Genomic DNA, 24,963 nt, shown 5'->3' with positions numbered 1-24,963 from the left:
GACATGATGGCTGGGATTTTCAGAATTAGCGCATGGACAGAACGACATCGCGCCGCGATAGAATCGGCCCATGACAAACCAAGCCATGACTGCGCCCTTGCCGCCAACGGTCGCCCGCCTCGTCGCACCCGGCGTGCCGCTTGCCTCGTGCATTCGCGGCTACATGCTGCGCAGCACCCTGGACGTTTCCCTCGCGCCTGCCCAGCGGCTGAACCGCTTCCCTGCCACGCCATTCTGCGCGATCACCTGGATGATTGTCGGCAGCGGCGAGCTCGTCGAACCGGCCACGCCGGGCGCGGTGGCGCCCCAGGGCGCCGCCGTTTTCTCCGGCCCGCGCACACGGCCATGCGTAACAGGCAATCCCGGCCCGGTGCACACGCTGACGGTGCTGTTCTTCGCCGATGCGCTGCACGCGCTGACGGGCCTCGACATGGCCACGCTGCTCGATACCATGGCGCCGGCCGATACCGTGCTCGGCGACGAGTGGCACGAAGTGCTGGCCGCGGTGGTGGTGGCGCCCGATGACGACGCGCGGATCAGCGTGTTCGAAGCGTGGCTGGAACCGCGCTGGCGCGCAGCCCGTGGCGCGACGGGAGCCAGCGCATGGCTGCCGGCGCGGGACTGGGTGCAGGCGCTCGCGGTGCGCGCCGCGGCCACCGGCGCCGGACGTAGCGCCCGGATGGCCGAACGGCGCGTGCGGGCCTGGGCGGGGCATCCGCTGCGCACGCTGCGGCGCTTCGCCCGCGTGGAAGAATCGCTGCTTGCCGCGCGCGACGAGCACCAGGCCGGCCACGTGTCGCTGTCGGATGTCGCGCTGCGCGGCGGCTATTCGGACCAGGCGCACCTGTCGCGCGAAGCACGCGAGCTGATCGGCAACAGCCCGCGGGAGATCATCCGGCTGGCGGAGACGGATGAGAGTTACTGGCCGTACCGGATCTGGTGGTAGGAGGAAAACATGTGGAGAAAGTTCATTCTTGCCTGTGCCTGCGCGATGGCCTTCACTGAAGTTCATGGCGAGCCGCAAGTGGATGCGGCTGCCGCGGTGCTCGAACAATGCGACGAGTTTTCCCAGGCCGGCTTTCGGGAATGCCTGCAACGCAAGGTGCGTAACAGCTTGAAATCGCTCGCCCGGGCCGAAGCCAGGGCAGCGATCTCAGTCGAGCGATGGGATGAAGATGAGCAGTACATCGCGCGTGCCCGAAGCCGGCTGCGTGCATCGAAAAACGCTTTCGTGAAATACCGCGACGCGCAGTGCGCATTTGCCACGTCGCTCGGCGGCGGAGCGATTGGCGCGGCCCTGGAAATGCGCCGGCTGGCATGTGTCTATGGCCTCAATACAGAACGTACCGTGGCGCTGAAGCGGCTGACGGAGACCATGCCACTCGAATAACGGCGCCTGCTCACCCCCAGGCAATCGGCTCCTTGCCCTGCTCCCGCAAATAATCGTTCGCCCGTGAAAACGGCCCGCTGCCGAAGAACCCTTTGTGCGCCGAAAATGGCGACGGGTGCGGCGATGTGATGACGAGGTGCTTCGCCGTGTCGATCAGCGCCCGTTTGGCGATCGCGTAGCTGCCCCACAGGATGAACACCAGATGCTCGCGTTCTTCGGACAGCGTGCGGATCGCGGTATCGGTGAAGGTTTCCCACCCCTTCCCCGCATGCGAACCGGCGGCCCGGGCGCGCACGGTCAGCACGGCGTTCAGCAGGAACACGCCCTGCTCCGCCCAGTCGGACAGGTCGGTGCGCGTGCGCCGTATGCCCAGGTCGCTTTCCAGTTCCTGGAAGATGTTCTGCAGGCTCGGCTGCGGGCGGTTGCCGTCCGGGACGGAGAAACAGAAGCCCATCGCGGCGCCGGGCGTATGGTACGGGTCCTGCCCGAGGATGACGACCTTGACCTGGTCGAACGGCGTGAGGTCGAAGGCCCGGAAGATGTGCTTGCCCGGCGGGCAGCATTGGCCGGCGGCGTACTCGGCGCGGACAAAATCGGTGAGTTCGGTCCAGTAGGGCTTCTCGAACTCGGCGTGCAAGTGCTGCTTCCAGGATGGCTCGATGCGTACGGTCATGGTCGGGTCCGGATGTGAAAACGGCGGCCCGGGGGCCGCCGTCCGTACAGACAGATCAATGTCGAGCCAGCGTCTCGCCAGGTGACCGCGGTGGATCGCAGCTCGGCTGTGTGCAGCGGAGCCCCGATTATACGGCCCGTTGCGTGAACGACCCGCAGGCCACCGAAGCGTACAGGGTCACCCTGGGGAACCGGGCTCGATCGACTTGACCACCTTGCCCTGTTCATCCAGCATCTGGATCTGCGCCTTGCCGTCGGCACTGACCAGCAACAGCATCCTGGTGCGGCCCCGGGCATCCTTCAGCTGCAGCGACGACCCTTTGTCGCCGGTATTGCCCAGCCAGACGCGGTTGGCGCCCAGGCGACCCTCCTCTGTCAGCTTGTTCCAGTAGGGGCGCCGCTCGGCTTCCGGCAACTTGCGCGCTTCCTCGCGGAACCTCGTCAAGTCATCCATCGACGTCACCTTGAAATCCGGCACATCGTTGATGAGGACAGCCGTCGTCTGGCGGCTGGCACTGTCGTGGCTCAGTAGCTGCAGCGCCTGGTCCTGGCGGAAGCGGTCGAAGGTGAGGGACAAGCCGGACGACACCTGGCCGTCGGCGCCGATACTGCCTTTCTGGATCAGGCCGCCGTTTTCCGTACCTTCTTCATTGATGAACAACATGCCGGCAAAAGATCGCCGGTCCGGCCGGGCGCCCTCCTTCCCCTGCTTGAAATCGCCAGGGAACCGGGCCCTGTTTGAAATGACCAGGCGCTTGGTACCGTCCGGCTCGACGATATTGATGCGGCCCACGGTGATTTCATCGAAGGTCTGCTGGCGTTCGGTCTTGGCGCCGGTCAGCGCGAACACGGCGGCCAGGGTGGCTGCCATCGTCGTGGCACCGCTGAGGAAAGTCCGGATCTGCGACATGTGAATCTCCTTGGTTGGTCAATGGGTTTTGTTTTTCATGCGGCGCAGGCGCCATTCGATGAACAGTCCGACGAAACCGGAGGCGAGGACGATCGCGCCGAGAAACTGGAGGACGCGGTTGCCGGGCGCCTCGATGTGTTTCTCGTTGAGCAGTTCGAATCGCCGGCGGCCGTTTTCCGCCGGTTCCAGATAGGCGCTGCCGCGATAGGCCGTTGTCTCCACCGTCAGGGGCCTGGCCCGGTTCGCCTTGAAGTCGGCCAGCTGGCCGGCGAACTCTTCGGGCGTGATGATCTTGGCCAGTTGCCGCAGGTTCAGGATCTGCTCGTACTTGTCGAACACCAGTTCGCTTTCTCCGGCCAGGATCACGCCGGGCGAAAAATAGCGGTACACCTTGTTGGAATAGAAAATGCCATCGTTCGCGGCCAGCATCAGCGCAAAGCCGACGATCCACGCCAGCGCGCAGCCATACAGCCAGCGCTGGTAGTGATGCACCTGTACCGTCACCGCATGGTCGCTGAACCGGGTCACCGCCGGGATGTGCCGCAAGGTCGTGGCGAGCGTTTCCTTGTCGATGCCGTCCAGGAATGTGGCCGCGTCCATGCCCGTGCCGGCAAGGATGGCGGTGAACATTTCCGCGGATGGGACCGATTTATCGTTTTCCAGCTTCGAGAGGTAGGACTGTTCGATTCCGAGCTGTTCCGCGAACTGTGGCTGGGTAAGCCCGCGCTGCGTACGGATCTGTCTGAGTTTTTCGCCGAAGTTCATCGCATCGTTTCCTGGAAGTCATCGAATAGCCCGTATTCTTCGGCATTCATGCATGACTTGGAAGATGAATATTGATGAATTGACAAGAATTTCAGAGAAACTCATCCGCCTGGTCGTTCCCGCTGTTCTCGGCAGGTGCGTGCATCGACGGCAAGCGCATCCTGCGAACCAGGCAATGCCACTGCCGGGCCGGGCTCCGGGCGCAGCGGCGGAACATGGCGGTGTTCAAGACCGGTCTCGGCTGTTGTATGCCAGCATTGCTTTGCGGTTTTCTTTTAGTTCCATGCGGAAACTTATCGACAGGAAGCTGGCAATCCAATAGAGTAGGGGCTCGCGCGGTCCCTCAATCCCGCACCGCCACCCAGTTTCGATGTACCTGCGACGTACCGTCTGCAACAGCTCCCCTTTGCTACTACCAGCGCCACTTCAAGCGCTACAACAAACGCTACAAGTAACGCCATCACGCGCGTAGCGACGCAAGGCCCAGGAAATTATGTCATCAGTTCTTTTCGTTTCGCGCCGGAGCAAAGCCGCCTGCGCTGCCGCCTTCGCCCTCGCGTGCACGCACGGTGGCGCATACGCACAGGCCAAGTGGACCTTCGGCGGCTTCGGCACGCTGGTCGGCGTGCACTCCACGGAAAACCAGGCCGACTATACGGCCAGCCCGATATCGCCCGGCCAGGCCGGCCACAGCAAGGAGTGGGCGTTCGACGTGGATAGCCGGCTCGGCGCGCAGCTCGGCGTGCAGCTCGATAAACGCTGGTCGGCCGTCATCCAGGTGGTGCATGAAAAGGATGTGCGGGGCTCGTTCAGGCCGCATCTCGAATGGGCGAACGTGAAGTACCAGGTCACGCCGGAGCTGTCGGTGCGGGCCGGCCGCATCGCGCTGCCGCTGTTCCTGGCCGCGGACTACCGCAAGGCCAGCTACGCGCTGCCATGGGTGCGGCCCCCGGTCGAGCTGTACAGCCTGATGCCGATCTCCAGCAACGATGGCGTCGATGCCACCTACCGCTGGAACGCCTGGGGCGCCAAGCATGAGACCCAGGTCACGCTCGGCAATGCGGACGTGCAGATCACCCCTGAAATCCGCGGCAAGTCGCGCGATGCGTACGCCATTACGCAAAACACGACGATCGGCGCCCTGACGATGCGTGCCACCGCCGCATCGACGACGATGAACATTCCCGGTGCCGAAGAGATGTTCGATGCCCTGCGCAGCTTCGGGCCGCGCGGTGTCGCCCTGGCGAACCGCTACGACATCGCCTCGCGCAAGATCGACATCTACAACGCGGGTTTCAGCTACGATCCGGGCCACTGGTTCCTGATGGGCGAAATCGGGCGTGTCAATACCCGCTCCATGCTGGGTGACCAGACCGCGGGATATCTCAGCGGTGGATACCGGTTCGGCACCGTGGCGCCGTATGCCACGCTGGCCCGGGTCGACGTCAACATGGCCACCCAGGTCGACGGCGTGCCCACGGCGGGCCTGCCGCCCGCCGCGGCCGGGCTGGCAACCTTGCTGAACACCGAATTGAATGCGCGGCTGCGCTCCATCGGCGTGCAGGATACCGCCAGTGTCGGCGTACGCTGGGATATCGCGCCGAATTATGCGTTCAAGATGCAGCTCGACCGCGTGCGCCCGCGCGGTGGCTCGAACGGCACGTTGACCAACGTGCAGCCAGGCTTCCGTTCCGGCCAGGCGTTCGGCGTGATCAGCGCCGGCGTGGATTTCGTGTTCTGAGCGGGGCCGACATGTTGAAGCGAAAACTCTGTTGTACGCTCGCGGCCCTGCTGGTGGTCGGCAGTGCCGGCGCCGCCGACCTGGTGGTCATCGTCTCGGCACGCGCGCCGGTGACGGCACTGCGCGCCGACCAGGTTGCCGATATCTTCCTCGCCGAATCGAACCGCTTCCCGGACGGCGGCGAGGCGACGCCGGTCGACCAGCAGGTCGGCACGGTGCTGCGCGACGAATTCTATGTAAAGGTGGCGCGCCGCTCGCCTGCCCTGATGCGGGCCTACTGGACCAAGATGATTTTCACCGGCCGCGGCCAGCCGCCGCGTGAAGTGCCCGGCAATGCCGGCGTGAAGAAACTGGTTGCCGAGAATCCCGGCATGATCGGCTACATCGACCGCTCGGAGCTCGACCCGACCGTGCGTGCGGTGCTGATGGTGCGCTGATGGCGGCCGGGCGCCCCGCACCCCGCAAGATGCGCTGGCTCCGGCTCGGCCTGGAGACCTACGTTTCCTTGCCGCTGTTCATGCTCGTCCTGCTGGGCGTGGTGTGGGCCGCCTCGTTCCACTTCATCGGTAACGAACGGGTGGCCGCGCAGGCCGCCGCGCGCGAGTCGGTCGGCGAACTGCTCGACACCTACGAAGCGCACGTCGCGCGCAACCTGAACGGCATCGACCAGACGCTGAAGCTGGTCAAGTATGCCTCCGAGCGCAAGGGGCCGACCGCGGCGCTGCCGGAACTGGCGCAGGAAGGCCTGCTGCCGCCCGCCCTGGTATTCGCCGTGAGCATTGCCGATGCCTCCGGCCATATCGTCGCCAGCAACCCCGCCGCCTCCGAACAGAACGTGGCCGGCGAGCGCTATTTCGAGTATCACCGGCAGCGCGACAACGGCCAGGTGTACGTCTCCGAAACACAGCGCGACGTGACCCGCGACGACTGGCACATCCACTTCACGCGCCGGCTGAATGGCCCGGACGGCCTGTTCGCCGGCGTGGTGATCGTGGAAGTGGCCCCGGCCTATTTCACCAGTGGCTACGAGCGTTCGCGCCAGGGCGACCTGGGACTGCTGGCCATCCTCGGCACGGACGGCGTGGTGCGCGCCGCGCGCATCGGCGAAAACACGTCATGGGGCCAGCGCCTGGACCTCGCGGCATCGCAGGAAGCGTCCGCGCAACCGCGTACCACCACGCTGGACAACGTGCCCCGCTACACCGCCATGCGTACCCTGCGCACGTATGGCCTGGTGGTCGTGGTCGGCCTGGCCGAGGCCGAGCAGATGGCGGCATTCGAGGCCGGGCGCCTGACCCACATGTGGGAGGCGGGCACGGCGTCGGTCGTGCTGCTGATCCTGATCGCCCTGGTGTGGCTGTGGTCATGGCAGGGCGCCAAGGCGCGCCGCCGCGTGCGCCGCGCACAGGAAACCTATGCCGCCGCATCGGAAGCAAACCTCGATGCGTTCCTCGTGCTGCGTGCCGTGTATGGCAAGGACAAGCGGATCGCCGACTTCCGCATCGTCTCCACCAATACCCGCGCCGAGCTGATGACGGCGCGCAGCAAGGAAGAGATGCGCAATACGACGCTGCTGCAGTGGCTGCCGCGCGCGCGGGACAACGGCATCTTCGCCACCCTTTGCCGTATCACGGCCGAAGGCGGCGTGCAGCAGGAGGAATGGCATAACGACATGCCGGAAATCCAGGCCGAATGGATGCACTGGCAGGTGGTGGGCGTGGAGGGCGGCGTGGTGGCGATCCTGCGCGACATCACCGAGAGCAAGCGCGACGCGGCCCGCATCTTCCACATGGCGCAGCACGACGCGCTGACGGGCCTGCCCAACCGCAACCTGATCGGCGACCGCATCGAGCAGTCGATCCTGCACGCCGAACGGGAAGGGCAGGAAGTCATGGTGGCCTTCGTGGACCTGGACAGCTTCAAGCTTGTCAACGACACGCTGGGCCACACGGCCGGCGACGAACTGCTCAAGACGGTGGCCAGCCGCATGGTCGAGTGCGTGCGCAAGAGCGATACCGTGGGGCGCTTCGGCGGCGACGAATTCGTGCTGGTGCTGCCGCAGGCCGATGCGGACGATGCCGACCGCGCCATGCTGCTGGAAAAGGTCCTGGCCGCCGTGGTACGCCCTGTGGTGCTGGATGGCCAGGAAGTGCAGGTCAGCTGCTCGATCGGCGCGGCCGTGTACCCGCGCGATGGCGGCAGCCGCGATACGCTGATGATGAACGCCGATGCCGCCATGTACCGCGCCAAGGAAATGGGCAAGAACAACTGCCAGTTCTACGCGCAGGAAATGAACGCGGCGCTGGAAGAAAAGCTGGCGCTGATGGAAGGGCTGCGCCGCGCGGTGGACGACAACCAGCTGCGCCTGCTGTACCAGCCCAAGGTGGACCTGGCGAGCGGCCAGGTGTTCGGCGTGGAGGCGCTGCTGCGCTGGCAGCATCCGGAACGGGGCACGGTGCGCCCGGACCTGTTCATTCCGCTGGCCGAGGAAAGCGGCATGATCGTCGCCATCGGCGAATGGGTCTTGCGCGAAGCCTGCCTGCAGGCGCGCCGCTGGCAGGATGCCGGGCTGCCGCCGATCAGCATGTCGGTCAACGTGTCACCGCGCCAGTTCGACGATCCGCACCTGGTCAGGCGGGTCGCCGCCGCGCTGGCCGAAGCCGCCCTCGATGCGCAGTGGCTGGAACTGGAAGTGACGGAAAGCCTGATCATGCGCGACGTGCAGCAGGCCATCGACAAGATGCGCGAACTGGAAACCATGAGCATCGCGCTGTCGATCGACGACTTCGGTACCGGCTACTCCAGCCTGGCGGCATTGAAGTCGTTCCCGATCTCGCGCCTGAAGATCGACAAGTCGTTCGTGCGCGACCTGGCGCACAGCACGGACGACCAGGCGATCGCCCGGGCGATCATTTCGCTGTCGCACCAGTTGCAGATGCGCGTGATCGCCGAAGGGGTGGAAACCGAGCAGCAGCGCGATTTCCTGGTGGAGAATGGCTGCGACGAGATGCAGGGGTACCTGTTCAGCAAGCCGGTGCCGCCGGACGACATCGCGGCCATGCTGGCCAGGCCCAGCGAGGTCGCCGGCGCCGGCGCCTGAGCGCTTGCATCCCGGCTTGATGAGCGGCTGTCGGGGGCTGAATGTCCTCGGTAGCCGCTGCTTTCTTTCGCCATGGCCGCGCTTGCCGCGGCGATCCTCTTCCTTCTTCGCGCCGCATCTTCCTCTCGCGCTCCGCTTCTTCGCTGTCCAGCCCGCTTTTCTCCTTTGCTGTGTCTGCTGGCCGTCACGAGCCCGGATTACATGGCGTATCGTTGGTGCCATTAGGCAATAAATTGCTCATCATCAACTAGCGGTCGCTCGAACCCGCCTACGCTGCCTTGGTAGATCGCTGGCGGCTCGATTCGCCGCCCAGCATCCGGGCGGGCTCGATGGCATCGGGCCTCCGAAGAACCTGCGCTGGATTGCGGAGCTTTCGATGGGCGATGACAGGACCGGCGCATGGCGCGTGTGGAGCAAGCTCGAGCGCAAGGAAGAAGAGCTGAAATGGTGCGGACAACCGGGTGGCTTTGGCCGGCCCCATGACAGCATGGGCCGCCTGGCCGACGCGGCCTGCCACCTGTGGAGTTCCGAACAGATGGGGCGCGTGCAACGCGTGCGCCGGGCGCTGTCTGATTCGGGGCCGCTGGCGCAGCGCCTGATCGCCCAGAGACTAGCCGGCATCGACGTATCGGCGATCTGGCCCATTCTCCTGGCGGTGTGCGAAGACATTGCCCTGTACTACGGCGGGTCGGTGCTTGCGGGTGGAGTGATCGGCGGCGGCGTGGGTGCCTTCCTCGGCGGAATCGGCGCCGTGCCTGGCGCAGCGGCCGGCGCTGCCGCAGGCGCCTATGTCGGCGGCGCGCTGCTGTCGCTGCTGGGCTTGAAGTCCCTGGTGGAAGGTGTGTTCCAGGCCGTTCCCGAAGCGCTCGGCTACTACGAAAAAGGGTTCACCGAAGCGTGGGGACCAACCCGGCAGGATTACCTGTCGAACTTCGGCGTGGTGACAGGCGGCAGCCCATCGACGGCCGCGTTTTACCTGGCGCAGGGCCACGTTATGATGGCCATGACCATCGTTTCGGTACTGCTGGCCTACGTCACGCGGGGCAAGGGCGGCAGGGCGGCCGCGCTGAAGGAGATCAGCCAGAGCCCGCGCCTCGGGCCGAAAGCGGCGCAATGGTTCGAGCACAACGAAGCCAGGCTGAGCCAGCATCCGCTGCTGCGATCACGCGGCGGCGGCGGGGGTGGACATGGCGAGCCTCCAGCACCGCCGCCACCGCCTCCGCGCCGTCGTGGCCCCGATGAGGAACCTGAGCGGCCCCGGCCTAATGGCATGCCGAAGAAAGTAGTGCCGTGCTTCAAAACCAATGAGTTGCCTCGTTCAGGGTTTCCTGAGTTTGATCGGCAACTGGCCGGGCAGGAAAGGGGCCTCAATGATATGACGGTGAATGAATATATTGAGGGGCGCTCCCTTTTTGATGCAAAAGAGACTCAGCGGGATCCAAATATAGCGGTGAAGGCACGAGCAAAATATCGTAAGAAGCTCCTGGAAAAATATGCAAAGGAATATATAGGTGAAGGATTCTCTGTCCGAGAAGCCGACAAAAAATCTGAAGAAAAAGCTACCGAAATAATGAAGACGTTAGGTGCTCTACATAATCCAGATATGGTAGCCGGAGGCAGGGATAAAATCAGTGACTTTGGCGATCTGAATATCAATAAACGCATAGGCGCGCAATGGAGAAGGGGTGGACGTTTGACAGAACTGGACAGAGCCGCAAATGCTATTCCCAAAGCTGGCCGCACAGCTACAAAAATGAACGTAAGACTTGAACGGTGTAAATAAGGAGCAACTCATGGACGAAAATTTTGAGTACTTCCTGGAGAAAATGGGGCCAAGTTTTGACAAGCAGCATGTGCCCCTGTCGAGCATCGAGCGTTACCGCGGCAAGCTACCAGACCAGCTGTTGGCATACTGGAAAGCACATGGTTGGTGCGGCTATGCGGATGGCTTGTTTTGGACGGTCAACCCTCAAGAATATGAGCCAGTTCTGGAATCATGGATTGGTGACACACCATTTATGGAGCAGGATGCGTATCACATTATTGCCCGAGGTGCTTTTGGCGACTTGTATTTATGGGGCGAAAAAACTGGCGACTCGCTATCGATATTTGCACCGGGTTCTTACTGCTTTCCAACCGACTCGATACTGATTGGCGAAAAAATGAATTTAGGTGTACAAGCATTTTTTGGCTTGCTATCCCGTGATGAGAACGATTTCGCTGACATGTTCGAAGACGCATGCCAGAAACTAGGGCGCCTGAAGCGTGACGAGATGTATGGGTTTTTCCCTGCTTTGGCACTTGGCGGCCCTTCCACGCTTGATCATTTGCAGAAGGTCAAAGCTATTGAACACCTGGTGATTCTTGCGCAGTTTGAACCTCTGCGTGTAGCTACAATTCCGCCTGTATAACGAACAGGCAGCCACGGCTCCACGCACGACATCACCCCATTCGAGCCATCCGCATAATCGGATACCGCCCCGTAAACGACCTCGGGCAGCCAGGCTGATGGCTGCGGATTCCACATCCGCGCCGCCAGCCCGGCTGCCCGAGGCTGTGTGCTTCTTTGACTGCGCGGCTTAGCCGTTCACAGCTTCCAGCAGGTTATGCGCCTGCACATCCGCGTGGTACGAGCTGCGCACCATGGCGCCCACGGCGGCGTGGCCGAAGCCCATCTTGTACGCTTCCTCTTCGAACATCTTGAACACGTCCGGGTGCACGTAGCGGCGCACCGGCAGGTGGCTGTTCGACGGCGCCAGGTACTGGCCGATGGTCAGCATGTCGATGTCATGTTCGCGCATGTCGCGCATCACCTGCAGGATTTCCTCGTCCGTTTCGCCCAGCCCGACCATCAGGCCCGACTTGGTCTTCACGTGCGGGTAGCGTGCCTTGAAATCCTTCAGCAGCTTCAGCGAGTGCAGGTAGTCGGCGCCGGGGCGGGCTTCCTTGTACAGGCGCGGCACCGTTTCCAGGTTGTGGTTCATCACGTCCGGCAAGCCGCCGGCGAAGATGTCCAGCGCCTTGTCGAGGCGGCCGCGGAAGTCCGGCACCAGCACTTCGATCTGCGTTTTCGGCGACAGCGCCTTGGTCTTCGTGATGCACTCGACGAAGTGGCCGGCACCGCCGTCGCGCAGGTCGTCGCGGTCCACCGACGTGATCACCACATAGGACAGGCGCAGCTTGGCGATCGTGTTGGCCAGGTTGCCCGGCTCGTCCACGTCCAGCGGGTCGGGGCGGCCGTGGCCCACGTCGCAGAACGGGCAGCGGCGCGTGCACTTGTCGCCCATGATCATGAAGGTGGCCGTGCCCTTGCCGAAGCACTCGCCGATGTTCGGGCAGGAAGCTTCCTCGCACACCGTCACCAGCTTGTTTTCACGCAGGATGTCCTTGATCTCGTAGAAGCGGCTGGACGCCGATGCCGCCTTCACGCGGATCCACTCCGGCTTCTTCAGGCGCTCCACCTGCTCGATCGGCACGATCTTGATCGGGATGCGCGACGTCTTGCTGGCGCCTTTCTGCTTTTCGCTGGGGTTGTAAGCAGGGGCGGCGGCGGTCGTGGTTTCGGTGGTCATAGGGTTCTCTTGTGAATTCATTCAGGCGGCGGCGGAGAGTTCCGGGTGTGCGGGGGACGGCGCAACGTCGAGCTGGCGCACCAGTTCGTTGGCCAGCGCCAGCTGCACGTCGGCCAGCGGCACGTCGATACCCATCGAGCGCATGTCGATGGTTTCCAGGCCGGCATAGCCACAGGGGTTGATCCAGGTGAACGGCGCCAGGTCCATCGCCACGTTCAGCGACACGCCGTGGTAGGTGCAGCCATTGCCCCGGACTTTCAATCCGAGCGCGGCGATTTTCGCGCCGCGCTTCGGGCCATCGGCGATATAGATGCCGGGCGCGCCCTCGACGCGCTCGCCGGCCAGGCCATGCGCGGCCAGCACGTTGATGATCGCGGCCTCGATCCTGTGCACGAACTGCCGGGCATACAGCTTGCCGCCCGGCTTGTTGCGGCGCAGGTCCATCAGCAGGTAGATGACGACCTGCCCGGGGCCGTGGTACGTCACCTCGCCGCCGCGGTCGGTCTGCACCACGGGAATCCGCGCGGCGCCGCCCAGCAGGTGGCCGCGATCGGCACCCAGGCCCAGCGTGTAGACGGGTGGATGCTCGACGATCCACAGCTCGTCGGGCGTGTCCGGCGTGCGCGCATCCGTGAACGCGCGCATGGCGGCGAACGTGGGTTCGTAGTCGGCGGCGCCGAGATGGCGGATCACCGCCGGCGGGAGTGGCGTCGTGAACGAGCTGGTCGTGGACATGGCAGGGCTGCGCAGGTGAGTCAAAGCCCTGCCATTATACGCCGCGTGCCTTGTGCTTGCTCAAAGACCGGGCAGTTGCGCTGTTGCAATTACAGGACGATCTTGACCATCGGGTGGCCGGACAGCTCCGAGTACAGCGCATCGAGCTGTTCGCGGCTGGTCGCGCGTACGGTCACGGTCAGGCCGGTGTACTTGCCACCCGACGAAGGACGGGTCTCCACCCTGCCTTCATGGAAGGTCGGATCGTGCTTCGTGATGACTTCGATGATGGTCACGGTGAAGGCATCGTGCGTGGGGCCCATCACCTTGATCGGGAAGTCGCTCGGGTATTCGATGAGGGACTCTTTCGGAGGGATTGCAGCCATGGTATTTCCAATCGACAGTGGGAAGAAACAGATGAAGGAACTGATGAGTAAAAGCTGCGGGCAACGGTGAACTGCCACGCCAGTCCGTTATTTTATCGAATGCGGCGCGCGCCGGGGCGGCGCAAAAAAATGGCCAGCCTGGAGGCTGGCCGAAAAACTATTCTGGGCCGTAAAAACTGCGCACGGAATAGTCGGGACATGGGTACGGTCACGGGATCGCGTTGCTGCGGCATTCGAGTGCCTGTCGTGCGTGCTTTCCCGGCATTTCCATACTGTAGTCAGTGTACAAATCGCCCGCTACGGCTTTGTGACAGGCTGCATGAAAACGCGGATGAACGAACAAAATTCCGGTCTGGGCCGCCAAGTTGGCGTCCCAGCCGTGGAATATTCGTTTGTTAGCGCTCGCGGGCACCATCCGAACGGTCGGGCCGTCCGCCGCGCGGTTGCACGGCCGGGGCGGGCGCCGGGGCCGACGGCTGGGCCATCGGTGCCGGACGGGGCTGCATGACCGGCGGCGGCGCCGGTGCCGGCCGCGGCTGCATCATCGGCGGCGGGGCGGGAGCCGCGACGGGTGCGGGCCGCGGCTGGGCGGCTGGCGGCGGCTGCTGGATGGACATGCGCTGGGCAGCTTCCCGGCGGCTTTCGTCGCGCCGCGCTTCGGCCCGCTCCAGCATCATCTCGCGTTGCCGTTCCCTGCGCTCATCCTGGACGAACGCCCTCGATGGCGGCGGCTCCGGCCGCGCCTGCGGTGCCGGCTGAGCCACCGGCGCGTTGAACACCGGCTGGCTTGCCGGGCGCTCGACTTGTGGCCGGTCGATTTGCGGACGGTCGATTTGCGGCCTGTCGATTTGCGGCCGTTCCACGCGCGGCCGCTCGGTCACGATCACGTTATTGCCGCGCAGCGGAGCCTCGTTGCGCTCCCGCTGCATCCGCTCGGCCACGCTGTCGATGCCGCGGTCGCCCTGGAAGCGGTTCGCCATGCCATCGCGGCTACGGTCGACCTGCTGGCGGTCCGGCGTGCCATCGCCATCGCGGTCCGTTTGAAGACGGTTACTCGTCGTCACCTCACGGTTGCGATCGGTCTGCAGGCGGTCGGCGATGCTGTCGCGGTCGCGGCCGGTCTGCAGGCGGCCCGGCGCGCCGTCGTCGTCGCGGTCGGTCTGCAGCCGGTTGACTTGGGGACCGCTGATCTGCGGCCGGTCGATCTGCGGCCGGTTCACCTGCGCCCGGTCGGCGATGCCGTCGCGGTTGCGGTCCGGTGCCCGGGCAAAGCCAGGCACCACCGGCGCGGCGGCGACGGGCAGGTTGCCCCGGTTCGCCACGGATGCGCGCGGCAGGTTGTTGACGCGCACGCTGCGGCGATCCTCGAAATGTTCGCGGGGCACGATGGTGATGCCTTCGCGGCGCACCGGCGTGTTCTTCCACCGCTCGTTGCCGCTGTATTGCCAGCCCAGCCGACGCTCATGGTCCGCCGACACCTGGTAATGCGGCACATAGCGGTCGCGCGGGGTCAGCGGATACCAGCCCAGGCCAGGACGGTTGCGGCGGTCGCTGAACGACACGGACCAGCCGTCGCCGCCCACCCAGCCCACCAGCGCAGGCGCCCACACGGGCCGGCCCACGATGCGCCCGGGCGCCCAGTACCAGCGGTCGCGCACCGTCACCCAGCGGCCGTAGTGGAACGGCGCGTAGCCCCATGGCGCGTTGTCGACCCAGGTCCAGCCCCATGGCGCTACCCAGGCCCAGCGGCCGTCGCTGTAGGGCGACCAGCCGCTGGCGATGGAGCGTGGCGCCCACAGCGGGCCATAGTCGTCGTTGACGGTCCAGCTGCCGTACTGGTCCAGCTCTTCGTAGCCCGTCACGTAGGTGGGAACGTAGCGGGTGGCGATCGCGCCATCGTCGCGGCGGTCGCGCGCGAAGGCCCAGGCATCGAACGAATCCTGCAGCGCCTGGCCGGTGCGCACGTCGTCGCCGCGGATGTCGGCGCGCTTGCCGGTGCGCAGTGTCAGCGCGGTGCCGGCCGCCTCCAGGCGGGCGATGCCCATCAGCACGGAAACGGTCGTGGTATCCGGTTCGCGGTCGGTGTCGACGCGCACCGTGCCCGGCTCCGTGAGCAGCACGCGGCCGTGCGGCGTGGCCAGCTCGAAGCCGGACAGCGCCTGCGGATCGCGCACCCGCACGCTGGCCGAGCCATAGTTCAGGCGCAGGTGCATCACGTCTTCATCCAGTTCCTCGATGTCGAGCGCGCTGTCACCGTCCAGGCGCACCGCGACCGGGCCCACGCGGAACTCCGTGCGTGCGCCACGCGCGGTGGTGATGCGGTCGCCGCCCTTGACGGGCCAGTTCAGCAGCGAGCCGGTTTCGTCGCCATCGTCGGTGCGCACCGTGACCTGGCCCTCGGCGGCGGAGATGCGGCCCACCAGCGTCGGCGGCTCGGCGGCCAGCGCAAACGATGAGGCGGCCACGAAGGCCGCCAGCAACAGGAAATGCAGGAATTTGCGGGACATCAGGATCTCCGGCGACGTTATGTGGATCGATATGTGGTTCAGCTATCTCATATAACGCCGGAAATGGCCCGAAGTAGACGTTCGTTACAAATAATTTCCAATCGGCGATCAGGCGTTACGTTTGACGAAGAACAACGCCGCCCCCACCCCCATCAGCAAGCCGCCGAACACGCGGTTCTGCAGCCGCATGGCGCGTGCATCGCGGAAGTAGCCTTGCATCGTCGAAGCCAGGAAGGCATAGCCATGCATGACCGTCATGTCGATCGTCACCATCGTGGCGGCCAGGATCAGCAGCTGTGGCAACACCGGTTCGCCCTGCGTGATGAACTGCGGCAGCACGGCCACCATGAAGATGATGCCCTTCGGATTCGTGGCGTTGGTCAGGAAACCCGCCAGCAGGCGCCGTTTCACGGACGGCACCGCGGCGCGCGACGCCACCTCGACTTCCGCGCCTTCCTTCACCTTGGCGCGCCACTGCGACAGGCCCAGGTAGATCAGGTACAGCGCGCCCACCGTCTTGACGATATTGAACGCCACTTCCGACGCCAGCAGCAGCGAACCGACGCCGGCGCCGGCGATGAACAGCACCAGCAGCAGGCCCAGTTGCAGGCCCATCACCGTGGCGCTGGCTTTTTTCACGCCATACGACAGGCCGTGCGACATCGACAATACGGCGCCGGAGCCCGGCGACAGGGCGATGATGATGGCGGAAACGGCAAAACCGAACCAGGTGGCGAAGCTCATGAAGTCACTCTCGACAGATTAATTCCGGGAAAACAGGCGATTGTAGCGCGGCCGCGGCGCCGGGCGAGTGAGGTAAGATGCCGCATTATCATTAACGAGAGAATGACCGATGGCCGGAACCAGCCTGCTTGCCCTGATCGACGATATTGCCTCCATCCTCGACGACGTTGCCGCCATGAGCAAGGTCGCCGCGAAAAAGACCGCCGGCGTGCTGGGCGACGACCTGGCGCTGAACGCGCAGCAGGTGTCCGGCGTCAAGGCGGATCGCGAATTGCCGGTGGTGTGGGCGGTGGCCGTCGGCTCGATGAAGAACAAGGCCATCCTGGTGCCCGCCGCGCTGGCGATCAGCGCCTTCGCGCCGTGGGCGGTCACGCCGCTGCTGATGATCGGTGGCGCCTACCTGTGCTTCGAGGGTTTCGAGAAGCTGGCCCATAAATTCCTGCACAGCAAGGAAGAAGACGAGGCCCACCATGCCGAGCTGGTGTCGGCCGTGGCCAACCCGCAAGTCGACCTGGTGGCGCTGGAAAAGGAAAAGATCAAGGGTGCCGTTCGTACCGACTTCATCCTTTCCGCCGAGATCATCGTGATCGCGCTGGGTACCGTGGCGGGTGTGCCGTTTTCCCAACAGGTGGCCGTGCTGGTGGCGATCGCGCTGGCGATGACGGTCGGCGTGTATGGCCTGGTGGCCGGTATCGTCAAGATGGATGACGCCGGCATGTACCTGACGCAGCGCAGCGGCGCCGGCATGGCCGTGCCGCGCGCCATCGGCCACCTGCTGCTCGCCGCGGCGCCGAAGCTGATGAAACTGCTGTCCGTGCTGGGCACCGTGGCGATGTTCATGGTCGGCGGCGGCATCATCACGCACGGCGTGCCGTTCCTGCATCACGCGATCGAGAACGCGGCCGCGGCGACCGGCCCGGTGCTGGGCGCGATCACGCCGCACGTGGCGGACATCGTCGTGGGCGTGGTCACCGGCGCGATCGTGCTGGTTGGAGTTACCATCGTCAGCAAGCTGCTGCGCGGCATCAAGCGCAAGGCTTGAGGGTTCTGGTCTGATCACGGGCGGCGCATCGCAACGGCGGTGCCGCCCGCATCGACATCATTCCTGAAGGAGTATTCATGGCAATCCATCAACGTCCTACTTCCGCCTTTGTCGGCGCTTCCTGGCTGGCCCTGCTGGTTGGCGTCATCACTTACCTCGTCGGCTTGTGGAACGCGACGATGCAGCTGAACGAAAAAGGTTATTACTTCACGCTGCTGCTGTACGGCCTGTTCGCCGCCGTGTCGCTGCAAAAGTCGGTGCGCGACCGGATGGAAGGCATCCGCGTCACGTCGCTGTATTTCGGCCTGTGCTGGGTTTCCGTGCTCGCGGCGCTGGTGCTGCTGGGCGTGGGCCTGGTCAATTCCACGCTGGCGCCGAGCGAAAAAGGGTTCTATGCGATGTCCTATGCGCTGAGCCTGTTCGCGGCCGTGGCCGTGCAAAAGAATGTGCGCGATAGCGTGGAACCGGTGGAAGCGCTGCAGGAAAAGGTCTAGGCAGCCGCGTTATCCGATAAGTAACGGTTTCCGATAAGTCATGCTTCCTGATAAGTCGCGCTTCCTGATAAGTCGCGCTTCCCGATAAGTCGCGTTTTTCGATAAGCCACGCTTCCCGATAAATTACGCTTCCCGAAGTTACGCTTCCCGATAAGCCCCTGTTGCCGAGCAATGCCCGGCAACAGGGGCTTTGTCGTTTTTGAGTCCTTTATTTCGTTTTTAGTTCTTGGACATTTTCAAGCCTTTCGCCGTTTTTGATCTACATCAAGGTTTTAAAGTGTTGCCCTACCTAAACTGGAACCCGTATCGCAATTGCCATTAAGAAACTCTCGCAAAGCCTGGCCGCTCACCTGACTGGAACCATCATGACCACCATGCCGTCCGTGCAGTTCGATGCCGACATCATCCGCAAGCTGTCGATGTCCGGACCGCGCTATACCTCCTATCCGACCGCCGACCGTTTCACGGCGCGGTTCGGCTACGGCGATTACCTCGAGGCCCTGGCCGGGCTGACCTACCGCGGCGGGCGCCGGCCCCTGTCGCTGTACCTGCACGTGCCGTTCTGCGACCGGCTGTGCTACTACTGCGCCTGCAACAAGATCATCACGAAGGACCGCTCGAAGGCTGCCACCTACCTGGGCTACCTGAAACAGGAAACCGCCATGCAGGGCAAGCTGTTTGCCGGCATGAACCGCGTCGAGCAGCTGCACCTGGGCGGTGGCACGCCGACCTATTTCTCCGATGCGCAGATGGGCGAGCTGATGGCGCACCTGGGCCGCCACTTCGATTTCGCGCCGGACGCCGAGGGTGAGTATTCGATCGAGATCGATCCGCGCACCGTCGACGCACGGCGCATCCATTCGCTGCGCGCGCAAGGCTTCAACCGCGTCAGCCTGGGCGTACAGGATTTCGATCCGGACGTGCAGAAGGCCGTCAACCGCATCCAGCCCTACGAGGAAACGATGGCGGTGATGAACGCCGCGCGCGACGCCGGATTCCGCTCGATCAGCGTGGACCTGATCTACGGCCTGCCGAAACAGACGCTGCACACGATGGAGCAGACGCTGTCGAAGATCATCGTCGCCAACCCGGACCGCATCGCGCTGTACAACTACGCGCACATGCCGCACCTGTTCAAGCCGCAGCGCAGGATCAATGAAAGCGATTTGCCAGCATCCGCCACCAAGCTGGACATGCTGGCCCTGTGCATCAGCCGCCTGACCGCCGCCGGCTACGTGTACATCGGCATGGACCATTTCGCCAAGCCGGCAGACGATCTCGCCGTGGCCCAGCGCCAGGGCCGGCTGCACCGCAACTTCCAGGGCTATTCGACGCATGCCGAAACCGACCTGGTGGCGTGCGGCGTCTCGGCCATCAGCGCCGTCAACGGCACCTACAGCCAGAACGAGAAAACGCTGGACGAGTATTACGCGAAACTCGATGCCGGCAGGCTGCCGATCGCGCGCGGCTACCGGCTCGGCAACGACGACCTGCTGCGGCGCCTCGTGGTGCAGCGGCTGATGTGCGATTTCGCGCTGTCGCTGGCATCGGCCACCGAAGGCATGGCGGTGCCGTTCCGCGAGTACTTCGCGCCGGAACTGCGGGAATTGCAGGCGTTCGTGGCCGATGGCCTGGTAACGCTCGACGATGACTGGCTGTCGGTCACGCCGAAAGGCCGGCTGCTGATCCGGAACATCTGCATGGTGTTCGACGCCCACCTGCGGGAGGCGCGCCTGCAGGCCGCCGCGATGCCGGCTGCCGCGCTGGCGGCGCAACCGCTGCGCTTCTCGCGCACCATCTGAGCAACGGCGGGGAGATCATCATGGACGGGCTGAACCTGCTGCCCGTGTTCGCTGTCGGCGTGGCCGGCAGCGTGCACTGCGTCGGCATGTGCGGGGGGATCGTGGGAGCGCTGAGCGGCGCGCTGGGCAAGCCGGGGCCGGGCCGCACGATCCCGATCGCACCGGCCGCTTCGGCCATGCCCGCGCTGGCTGCCCTCGATGGCGCCGCGCGCGTGCTGGCCTACAACGCCGGGCGCATCGCCAGCTACATGGCGGCCGGCGCGCTGGCCGGCGGTCTCGCGAACGGCGCCGGCACGCTGGCACTGGCGGCACGCTGGCAGGGCGTGGCCTACCTGCTGGCCAACGCGATGCTGGTCGCCCTCGGCCTGTACCTGATGAATGCGTGGCATGGCCTGGCGCGCGTGGAAGCGGCCGGCAACGTACTGTGGCGCCGTCTGCTGCCGGCATTGCGATACCTGCTGCCGGCCGACAGCTTGCCCAAGTCCTTTGCGCTGGGTGCGCTGTGGGGCTGGGTACCGTGCGGCATGGTGTACAGCGTGCTGCTGACGGCGCTGCTGGCCGGTTCCGCCGCCGGCGGTGCCGCGGTGATGCTGGCGTTCGGCGCCGGCACGTTGCCCATGCTGCTGGCGCTCGGCGTGGCGGGCGCGCGGCTGCGCCCGGCGATGCAGCGCCCCGCCGTGCGCACCGTCTGCGGCACGCTGGTGCTGGGCTTCGGCACGCTGGGCCTGGTCCGCTACGGCGCCGGCCTGCCGCATGGCTGGCTCGACGCGCTGTGCCTGGGAGGGCCGGCATGAACGCCGTGCTGCAACCGCAGTGCTTTCATTGCGGCCTGCCGGTACCCGCCGGGTCAACTTTAACCGTGTCGATCGATGGCGCGCCGCGCGGCATGTGCTGCCCCGGCTGCGCGGCGGTCGCGCAGACGATCGTCGACATCGGCCACGAAAGCTATTACCGCGAGCGCACCGGCTTTGCCGCCACCGCGGAAGACGCCGGCCTGGTGCCGCCCGAACTGCGCCTGCTCGATGCCGACCCGCGCTTTGTTTCGCGGGACAGCGCCAACGATGCCGAACACGAAGCGGTGCTGCTGGTCGAGGGCATCCGCTGCGCCGCCTGCGTGTGGCTGGTCGAGGGCCGGCTGCTGGCATTGCCCGGCGTGATCGCCGCGGACCTGAACGTCGCCACCGAGCGGCTGGCCGTCCGCTGGCATGGCGGGCGCGTCGCCCTGTCGGCCATCCTGCAGGCGCTGCGCACGATCGGCTACAGCGCCTGGCCCTACGATGCCGCGCGCCACGAGGAACAGCTGCACAAGGCCGGCCGCACACTGGGACGCCAGCTGTTCGTGGCCGGCCTGGCGATGATGCAGGTGATGATGTACGTGGCTCCGTCGTACCTGGCCGGCGACGGCACGCTCGACGCGGACATGGCCGCGCTGATGCGCTGGGCCAGCCTGCTGCTGACGATTCCCGCGGTGGTCTACTCGGCGCAGCCGTTCTTCCGGGGCGCGTGGGCCAGCCTGCGCGCGCGGGCACCCGGCATGGACGTGCCGGTGGCGCTGGGCATCGCCGCCGCGTTCGGCGGCAGCTTCGTGGCCACGGTGCGCGGCAGCGGCGAAGTGTATTTCGACTCCGTCACGATGTTCGTGTTCCTGCTGCTGGCCAGCCGCTGGCTCGAACTGCATGCGCGGCGCAAGGCGGCCAGCACGCTGCAGCGCATGCGCCATGGCTTGCCCGCCGCCGCCACCCGATTCGCCGGCTGGCCGGCATCGGGCAATACCAGCGTCGTCCCCGCCGCCTCGCTGGTCCCGGGCGATCACGTCTTCGTGCGCACCGGCGAAGCCTTTGCCGCGGATGGCCTCATCGCCGAAGGGCGTACCTGCGTCGACCTGGCGCTGCTGACCGGGGAGTCCGCACCACAGCCGCGCGGGCCGGGCGATGCCGTGCCAGGCGGCGCCGTCAATGCCGGCCCCGCCGTCGTGCTGCGCGTCACGCACGCGGCCGAGCACAGCACGCTGGCCGGCTTGCTGAAACTGGTGGAGCGGGCCGGCAGCGCCAAGCCGCGCATCGCGCAATGGGCCGACAGCGTCGCCGCGCGCTTCACGGCCGCGCTGCTGCTGCTGGCATTGCTGGTGTTCGTGGCGTGGCACTTCGTCGACCCGGCGCGGGCATGGCCGGTGGCGATCGCGGTGCTGGTGGTGTCGTGCCCTTGCGCGCTATCGCTGGCCACGCCGTCGGCGCTGGCGGCGGCCACCGATGCGCTGCTGGGCAAGGGCGTGCTGGTGATGCGGCCGCACGTACTGGAAACGCTGCACCGTGCCACGCACGTGGTGTTCGACAAGACCGGCACGCTGACCGCCGGCCGCCCGACGGTGCAGGCGGTGCGTTTGCACGGCGGCGTGGACCGCAATGCCTGTATCGCCATCGCCGCGGCGCTGGAAGAGGGCAGCCTGCATCCGATCGGGCGTGCCATCGCGGCATTGGACAGCGAGCTGCCGCGGCTGCACGGCTGGCATGCGCGCGGCCTGTCGGAAACGCCCGGCCAGGGCTTGGAAGGCACGGTGCAGGGGCGCCGCTACCGGCTCGGCAACGGCGCCTTCGTGGCCGCGCTGGCGGGTGGCACGCCGCCGCCGGCGCTGCCGGACAGCACCGCCGTCTACCTCGGCACCGATGGCGAGTGGCTGGCCTGTTTCACGATCACCGATCCCTTGCGGCCCGACGCGCAAGCCACCGTCGACCATTTCCGCGCGCAGGGCAAGCAGGTGGTCCTGCTGTCCGGCGACCGGCAGGTGCTCGCCGATGCCGTGGCCGCGCAACTGGGCATCGCCAAGGCGATCGGTGACTGCCTGCCGGCGCGCAAGCTCGATTACGTGCAGTGCCTGCAGCGCAAGGGTGCCATCGTCGCCATGGTCGGCGATGGCATCAACGATGCGGCCGTGCTGTCCGCCGCCGACGTGTCGTTCGCGATGGGCAGCGGCGCCGCGCTGGCGCAGGTGAGCGCGGACACGGTGCTGCTGAACGGCCAGCTCGGCCTGGTGGCCGACACCGCCGCCACCGCGAACGTGACGATGCGCGTGATCCGGCAGAACCTTGCCTGGGCCAGCGTGTACAACGCGATTGCCATCCCCGCCGCCGCGATCGGCTTGCTGGGGCCATGGCTGTCCGGCGTCGGCATGGCCGCCAGCTCCGCGCTGGTGATCCTCAACGCGCTGCGGCTGCGCTATCGCTGAAACGGAGGCCGCCATGGAATCGCTGTACCTGCTGGTCCCCCTGTCCATCGCGCTGGTGTTCGGCGCGCTGTGGATCTTCTTCAAGGCCTCCGACGACGGCCAGTTCGACGACCTCGAAGGCCCCGCCCTGCGCGTCCTGCAAGACGATGACAACTGCTGAGCGACAACTGCTGAGCTGGTCGCAAAACAACACTGCGCAACCGGGGACAGTCCCCGATTTTTGGCAACAATCTTGTGGTGTCTACATCGCTTGCTGATACCTGGCGTATACGAACAATGTGCGCGGCTTATGGCGCGTCGGATATCCAACAAATTCGTAGCTCGCCAGCAAACTGTTGCCAAAATTCGGGGTCTGACCCCGGTTTTGGGCAATAGTTTTCGGGTGAAGTAATGCACTCGGTTAATTTTGACTTAGGTCAAAGTTTTTGAGCACCCCGCTGCGTAATCTGTGACGCATATCAAGAACTCGGGGGTGTTCAAGTGGAACAGAACTACAACTACAAGGTCGTGAAGCAGTTCGCGATCGCGACGGTGCTGTGGGGCGTCGTCGGCATGCTGGTCGGCGTGGTCATCGCCGCGCAGCTGGCCTGGCCGGGGCTCAATTTCGATGTGCCGTGGCTGACGTATGGCCGCCTGCGCCCGCTGCACACGAATGGCGTGATCTTCGCGTTCGGCATCTCGGGCCTGTTCGCCACCTCGTACTACGTGGTGCAGCGCACCTGCCAGGTGCGGCTGTTCTCGGACAGGCTGGCCGCCTTCACGTTCTGGGGCTGGCAGGCCGTGATCGTGTCCGCCGTGATCACGCTGCCGATGGGCCTCACGCGCGGCAAGGAGTACGCGGAACTCGAATGGCCGATCGCGATCCTCATCGCGGTGGTGTGGATCGCCTACGCCGTGGTCTTCTTCGGCACCATCGTGAAGCGCAAGGTGAAGCACATCTACGTGGCGAACTGGTTTTTCGGCGGCTACATCCTCGCCGTCACGCTGCTGCACGTGGTGAACGGCATGGTGATGCCGGCCACGCTGACGAAATCGTATTCGATGTACACCGGCGTGCAGGATGCGATGATCCAGTGGTGGTACGGCCATAACGCGGTGGGCTTCATCCTCACCGCCGGCTACCTGGGCATGGTGTACTACTTTATCCCGAAGCAGGCCGGGCGCCCGGTGTACTCGTACCGGCTGTCGATCGTGCACTTCTGGGCACTGATCTTCACCTACATGTGGGCCGGCCCGCACCACCTGCACTACACGGCGCTGCCCGACTGGACGCAGTCGCTGGGCATGGTGTTCTCGCTGATCCTGCTGGCGCCTTCGTGGGGCGGCATGATCAACGGGATCATGACCCTGTCCGGCGCATGGCACAAGCTGCGCACCGACCCGATCCTGAAGTTCATGATCGTCTCGCTGTCGTTCTACGGCATGGCCACCTTCGAGGGCCCGATGATGTCGATCAAGACCATCAACTCGCTGTCCCACTACACCGACTGGGGCATCGCCCACGTGCATGGCGGCGCGCTGGGCTGGGTGGGCTTCATCACGATGGGCTCGATCTACTACCTGCTGCCGCGCCTGGCCGGTCGGACGAAGATGTACAGCACCAGCCTGGTGGACGTGCACTTCTGGGTAGCCACCATCGGCGTGGTGCTGTACATCGCCGCGATGTGGATCGCCGGCGTGATGCAGGGCCTGATGTGGCGCGCCGTGAACCCGGACGGCACGCTCACCTATACCTTCGTCGAAAGCGTGAAAGCCACCTACCCGTACTACGTGGTGCGTTTCGCCGGCGGCACGCTGTACCTGGCCGGCATGGTGATCATGGCCTGGAACACGTGGATGACGCTGCGCGGCCGCGAGGTGCCGGTGGCCGCCATCCCGCAACTGAAAGCCGCCTGAGGAAA

General features: G+C 65.2%; 22 protein-coding genes. 14 read left to right on the top strand and 8 right to left on the bottom strand.

All coding sequences use genetic code 11. From position 1 onward, the window contains the following. Positions 1–70 precede the first annotated feature (70 nt). Both EYF70_RS29325 and EYF70_RS29320 read left to right on the top strand, forming a co-directional pair. Positions 71–946, top strand: coding sequence for an AraC family transcriptional regulator (locus EYF70_RS29325; protein WP_229420612.1), 876 nt, complete (start codon positions 71–73; stop codon positions 944–946). A 9-nt stretch (positions 947–955) separates the two neighbouring features. Further along, positions 956–1,390, top strand: coding sequence for a lysozyme inhibitor LprI family protein (locus EYF70_RS29320; protein WP_131148529.1), 435 nt, complete (start codon positions 956–958; stop codon positions 1,388–1,390). A 10-nt stretch (positions 1,391–1,400) separates the two neighbouring features. Here EYF70_RS29320 and EYF70_RS29315 read toward each other — a convergent pair whose 3' ends face one another. The 3 genes from EYF70_RS29315 to EYF70_RS29305 all read right to left on the bottom strand — a co-directional run bounded on the left by EYF70_RS29315 (position 1,401) and on the right by EYF70_RS29305 (position 3,737). Beyond that, the gene (locus tag EYF70_RS29315; RefSeq protein ID WP_131148528.1) at positions 1,401–2,063 is read right to left on the bottom strand and encodes a uracil-DNA glycosylase; all 663 of its coding nucleotides are present in this window, start codon (positions 2,061–2,063) and stop codon (positions 1,401–1,403) included. Positions 2,064–2,240: 177 nt separating this feature from the next. Next, complete coding sequence (locus tag EYF70_RS29310; protein ID WP_131148527.1) at positions 2,241–2,972, bottom strand: hypothetical protein; 732 nt, start codon at positions 2,970–2,972, stop codon at positions 2,241–2,243. A gap of 18 nt (positions 2,973–2,990) precedes the next feature. Continuing rightward, on the bottom strand, positions 2,991–3,737 hold the full coding sequence (locus EYF70_RS29305; protein ID WP_131148526.1) for a helix-turn-helix domain-containing protein: 747 nt from the start codon (positions 3,735–3,737) through the stop codon (positions 2,991–2,993). Positions 3,738–4,230: 493 nt separating this feature from the next. Here EYF70_RS29305 and EYF70_RS29300 point away from each other — a divergent pair, with 493 nt between their 5' ends. The 5 genes from EYF70_RS29300 (at position 4,231) to EYF70_RS29280 (ending at position 10,989) form a co-directional block, all read left to right on the top strand. Further along, entirely contained in the window at positions 4,231–5,478 is a 1,248-nt protein-coding gene (locus tag EYF70_RS29300) for a porin (RefSeq protein WP_131148525.1), read from the top strand. A gap of 11 nt (positions 5,479–5,489) precedes the next feature. Continuing rightward, a complete protein-coding gene (locus tag EYF70_RS29295) occupies positions 5,490–5,915 on the top strand; it encodes a type 2 periplasmic-binding domain-containing protein (RefSeq protein WP_131148524.1) in 426 nt (141 codons plus the stop codon). Next, positions 5,915–8,578 carry a bifunctional diguanylate cyclase/phosphodiesterase gene (locus EYF70_RS29290; RefSeq protein WP_131148523.1) on the top strand — a complete coding sequence of 888 codons (2,664 nt, stop codon included), beginning with the start codon at positions 5,915–5,917 and terminating at the stop codon, positions 8,576–8,578. The genes EYF70_RS29295 and EYF70_RS29290 overlap by 1 nt, the downstream gene beginning before the upstream one ends. 376 nt (positions 8,579–8,954) lie before the next feature. Then, a complete protein-coding gene (locus tag EYF70_RS29285) occupies positions 8,955–10,361 on the top strand; it encodes a DUF6861 domain-containing protein (protein ID WP_131148522.1) in 1,407 nt (468 codons plus the stop codon). 10 nt (positions 10,362–10,371) lie between these two features. Continuing rightward, entirely contained in the window at positions 10,372–10,989 is a 618-nt protein-coding gene (locus EYF70_RS29280) for a GAD-like domain-containing protein (protein WP_131148521.1), read from the top strand. A 168-nt stretch (positions 10,990–11,157) separates the two neighbouring features. Here the strand turns inward: EYF70_RS29280 and lipA are convergent, their stop codons facing one another. The 5 genes from lipA to EYF70_RS29255 form a co-directional block, all read right to left on the bottom strand. Then, on the bottom strand, positions 11,158–12,150 hold the full coding sequence (gene lipA, locus EYF70_RS29275; RefSeq protein WP_131148520.1) for a lipoyl synthase: 993 nt from the start codon (positions 12,148–12,150) through the stop codon (positions 11,158–11,160). Positions 12,151–12,171: 21 nt separating this feature from the next. Next, positions 12,172–12,885, bottom strand: coding sequence for a lipoyl(octanoyl) transferase LipB (gene lipB / locus EYF70_RS29270; protein WP_131148519.1), 714 nt, complete (start codon positions 12,883–12,885; stop codon positions 12,172–12,174). Between the two features lie 89 nt (positions 12,886–12,974). Beyond that, entirely contained in the window at positions 12,975–13,250 is a 276-nt protein-coding gene (locus EYF70_RS29265) for a DUF493 family protein (RefSeq protein ID WP_131148518.1), read from the bottom strand. 395 nt (positions 13,251–13,645) lie between these two features. Further along, positions 13,646–15,757: a DUF6600 domain-containing protein gene (locus EYF70_RS29260; RefSeq protein ID WP_174800439.1), complete on the bottom strand. Its 2,112-nt coding sequence runs from the start codon at positions 15,755–15,757 to the stop codon at positions 13,646–13,648. 108 nt (positions 15,758–15,865) lie between these two features. After that, positions 15,866–16,501 carry a LysE family transporter gene (locus EYF70_RS29255; protein WP_131148517.1) on the bottom strand — a complete coding sequence of 212 codons (636 nt, stop codon included), beginning with the start codon at positions 16,499–16,501 and terminating at the stop codon, positions 15,866–15,868. Positions 16,502–16,610: 109 nt separating this feature from the next. Here EYF70_RS29255 and EYF70_RS29250 point away from each other — a divergent pair, with 109 nt between their 5' ends. From EYF70_RS29250 to ccoN, 7 genes are all read left to right on the top strand, one after another. Next, on the top strand, positions 16,611–17,543 hold the full coding sequence (locus EYF70_RS29250) for a DUF808 domain-containing protein (protein ID WP_131148516.1): 933 nt from the start codon (positions 16,611–16,613) through the stop codon (positions 17,541–17,543). A gap of 77 nt (positions 17,544–17,620) precedes the next feature. After that, positions 17,621–18,037: an inner membrane protein YiaA gene (gene yiaA, locus EYF70_RS29245; protein WP_131148515.1), complete on the top strand. Its 417-nt coding sequence runs from the start codon at positions 17,621–17,623 to the stop codon at positions 18,035–18,037. Positions 18,038–18,402: 365 nt separating this feature from the next. After that, the gene (gene hemN, locus EYF70_RS29240; protein ID WP_131148514.1) at positions 18,403–19,839 is read left to right on the top strand and encodes an oxygen-independent coproporphyrinogen III oxidase; all 1,437 of its coding nucleotides are present in this window, start codon (positions 18,403–18,405) and stop codon (positions 19,837–19,839) included. A gap of 20 nt (positions 19,840–19,859) precedes the next feature. Then, positions 19,860–20,633 carry a sulfite exporter TauE/SafE family protein gene (locus EYF70_RS29235; RefSeq protein ID WP_131148513.1) on the top strand — a complete coding sequence of 258 codons (774 nt, stop codon included), beginning with the start codon at positions 19,860–19,862 and terminating at the stop codon, positions 20,631–20,633. After that, positions 20,630–23,062, top strand: coding sequence for a heavy metal translocating P-type ATPase (locus EYF70_RS29230; protein ID WP_131148512.1), 2,433 nt, complete (start codon positions 20,630–20,632; stop codon positions 23,060–23,062). Before EYF70_RS29235 ends, EYF70_RS29230 begins: the two co-directional genes overlap by 4 nt. Before the next feature lie 13 nt (positions 23,063–23,075). Continuing rightward, the gene (ccoS, locus tag EYF70_RS29225; protein WP_131148511.1) at positions 23,076–23,222 is read left to right on the top strand and encodes a cbb3-type cytochrome oxidase assembly protein CcoS; all 147 of its coding nucleotides are present in this window, start codon (positions 23,076–23,078) and stop codon (positions 23,220–23,222) included. A gap of 320 nt (positions 23,223–23,542) precedes the next feature. Further along, positions 23,543–24,958: a cytochrome-c oxidase, cbb3-type subunit I gene (gene ccoN, locus EYF70_RS29220; RefSeq protein ID WP_174800438.1), complete on the top strand. Its 1,416-nt coding sequence runs from the start codon at positions 23,543–23,545 to the stop codon at positions 24,956–24,958. The last annotated feature ends 5 nt before the right edge of the window (positions 24,959–24,963 follow it).

Source organism: Pseudoduganella albidiflava (genome assembly GCF_004322755.1).
Taxonomy (GTDB): domain Bacteria; phylum Pseudomonadota; class Gammaproteobacteria; order Burkholderiales; family Burkholderiaceae_D; genus Rugamonas; species Rugamonas albidiflava.
The sequence above is the reverse complement of the archived record's forward strand: the minus strand, read 5'-3'. Positions and strand labels throughout refer to the sequence as shown.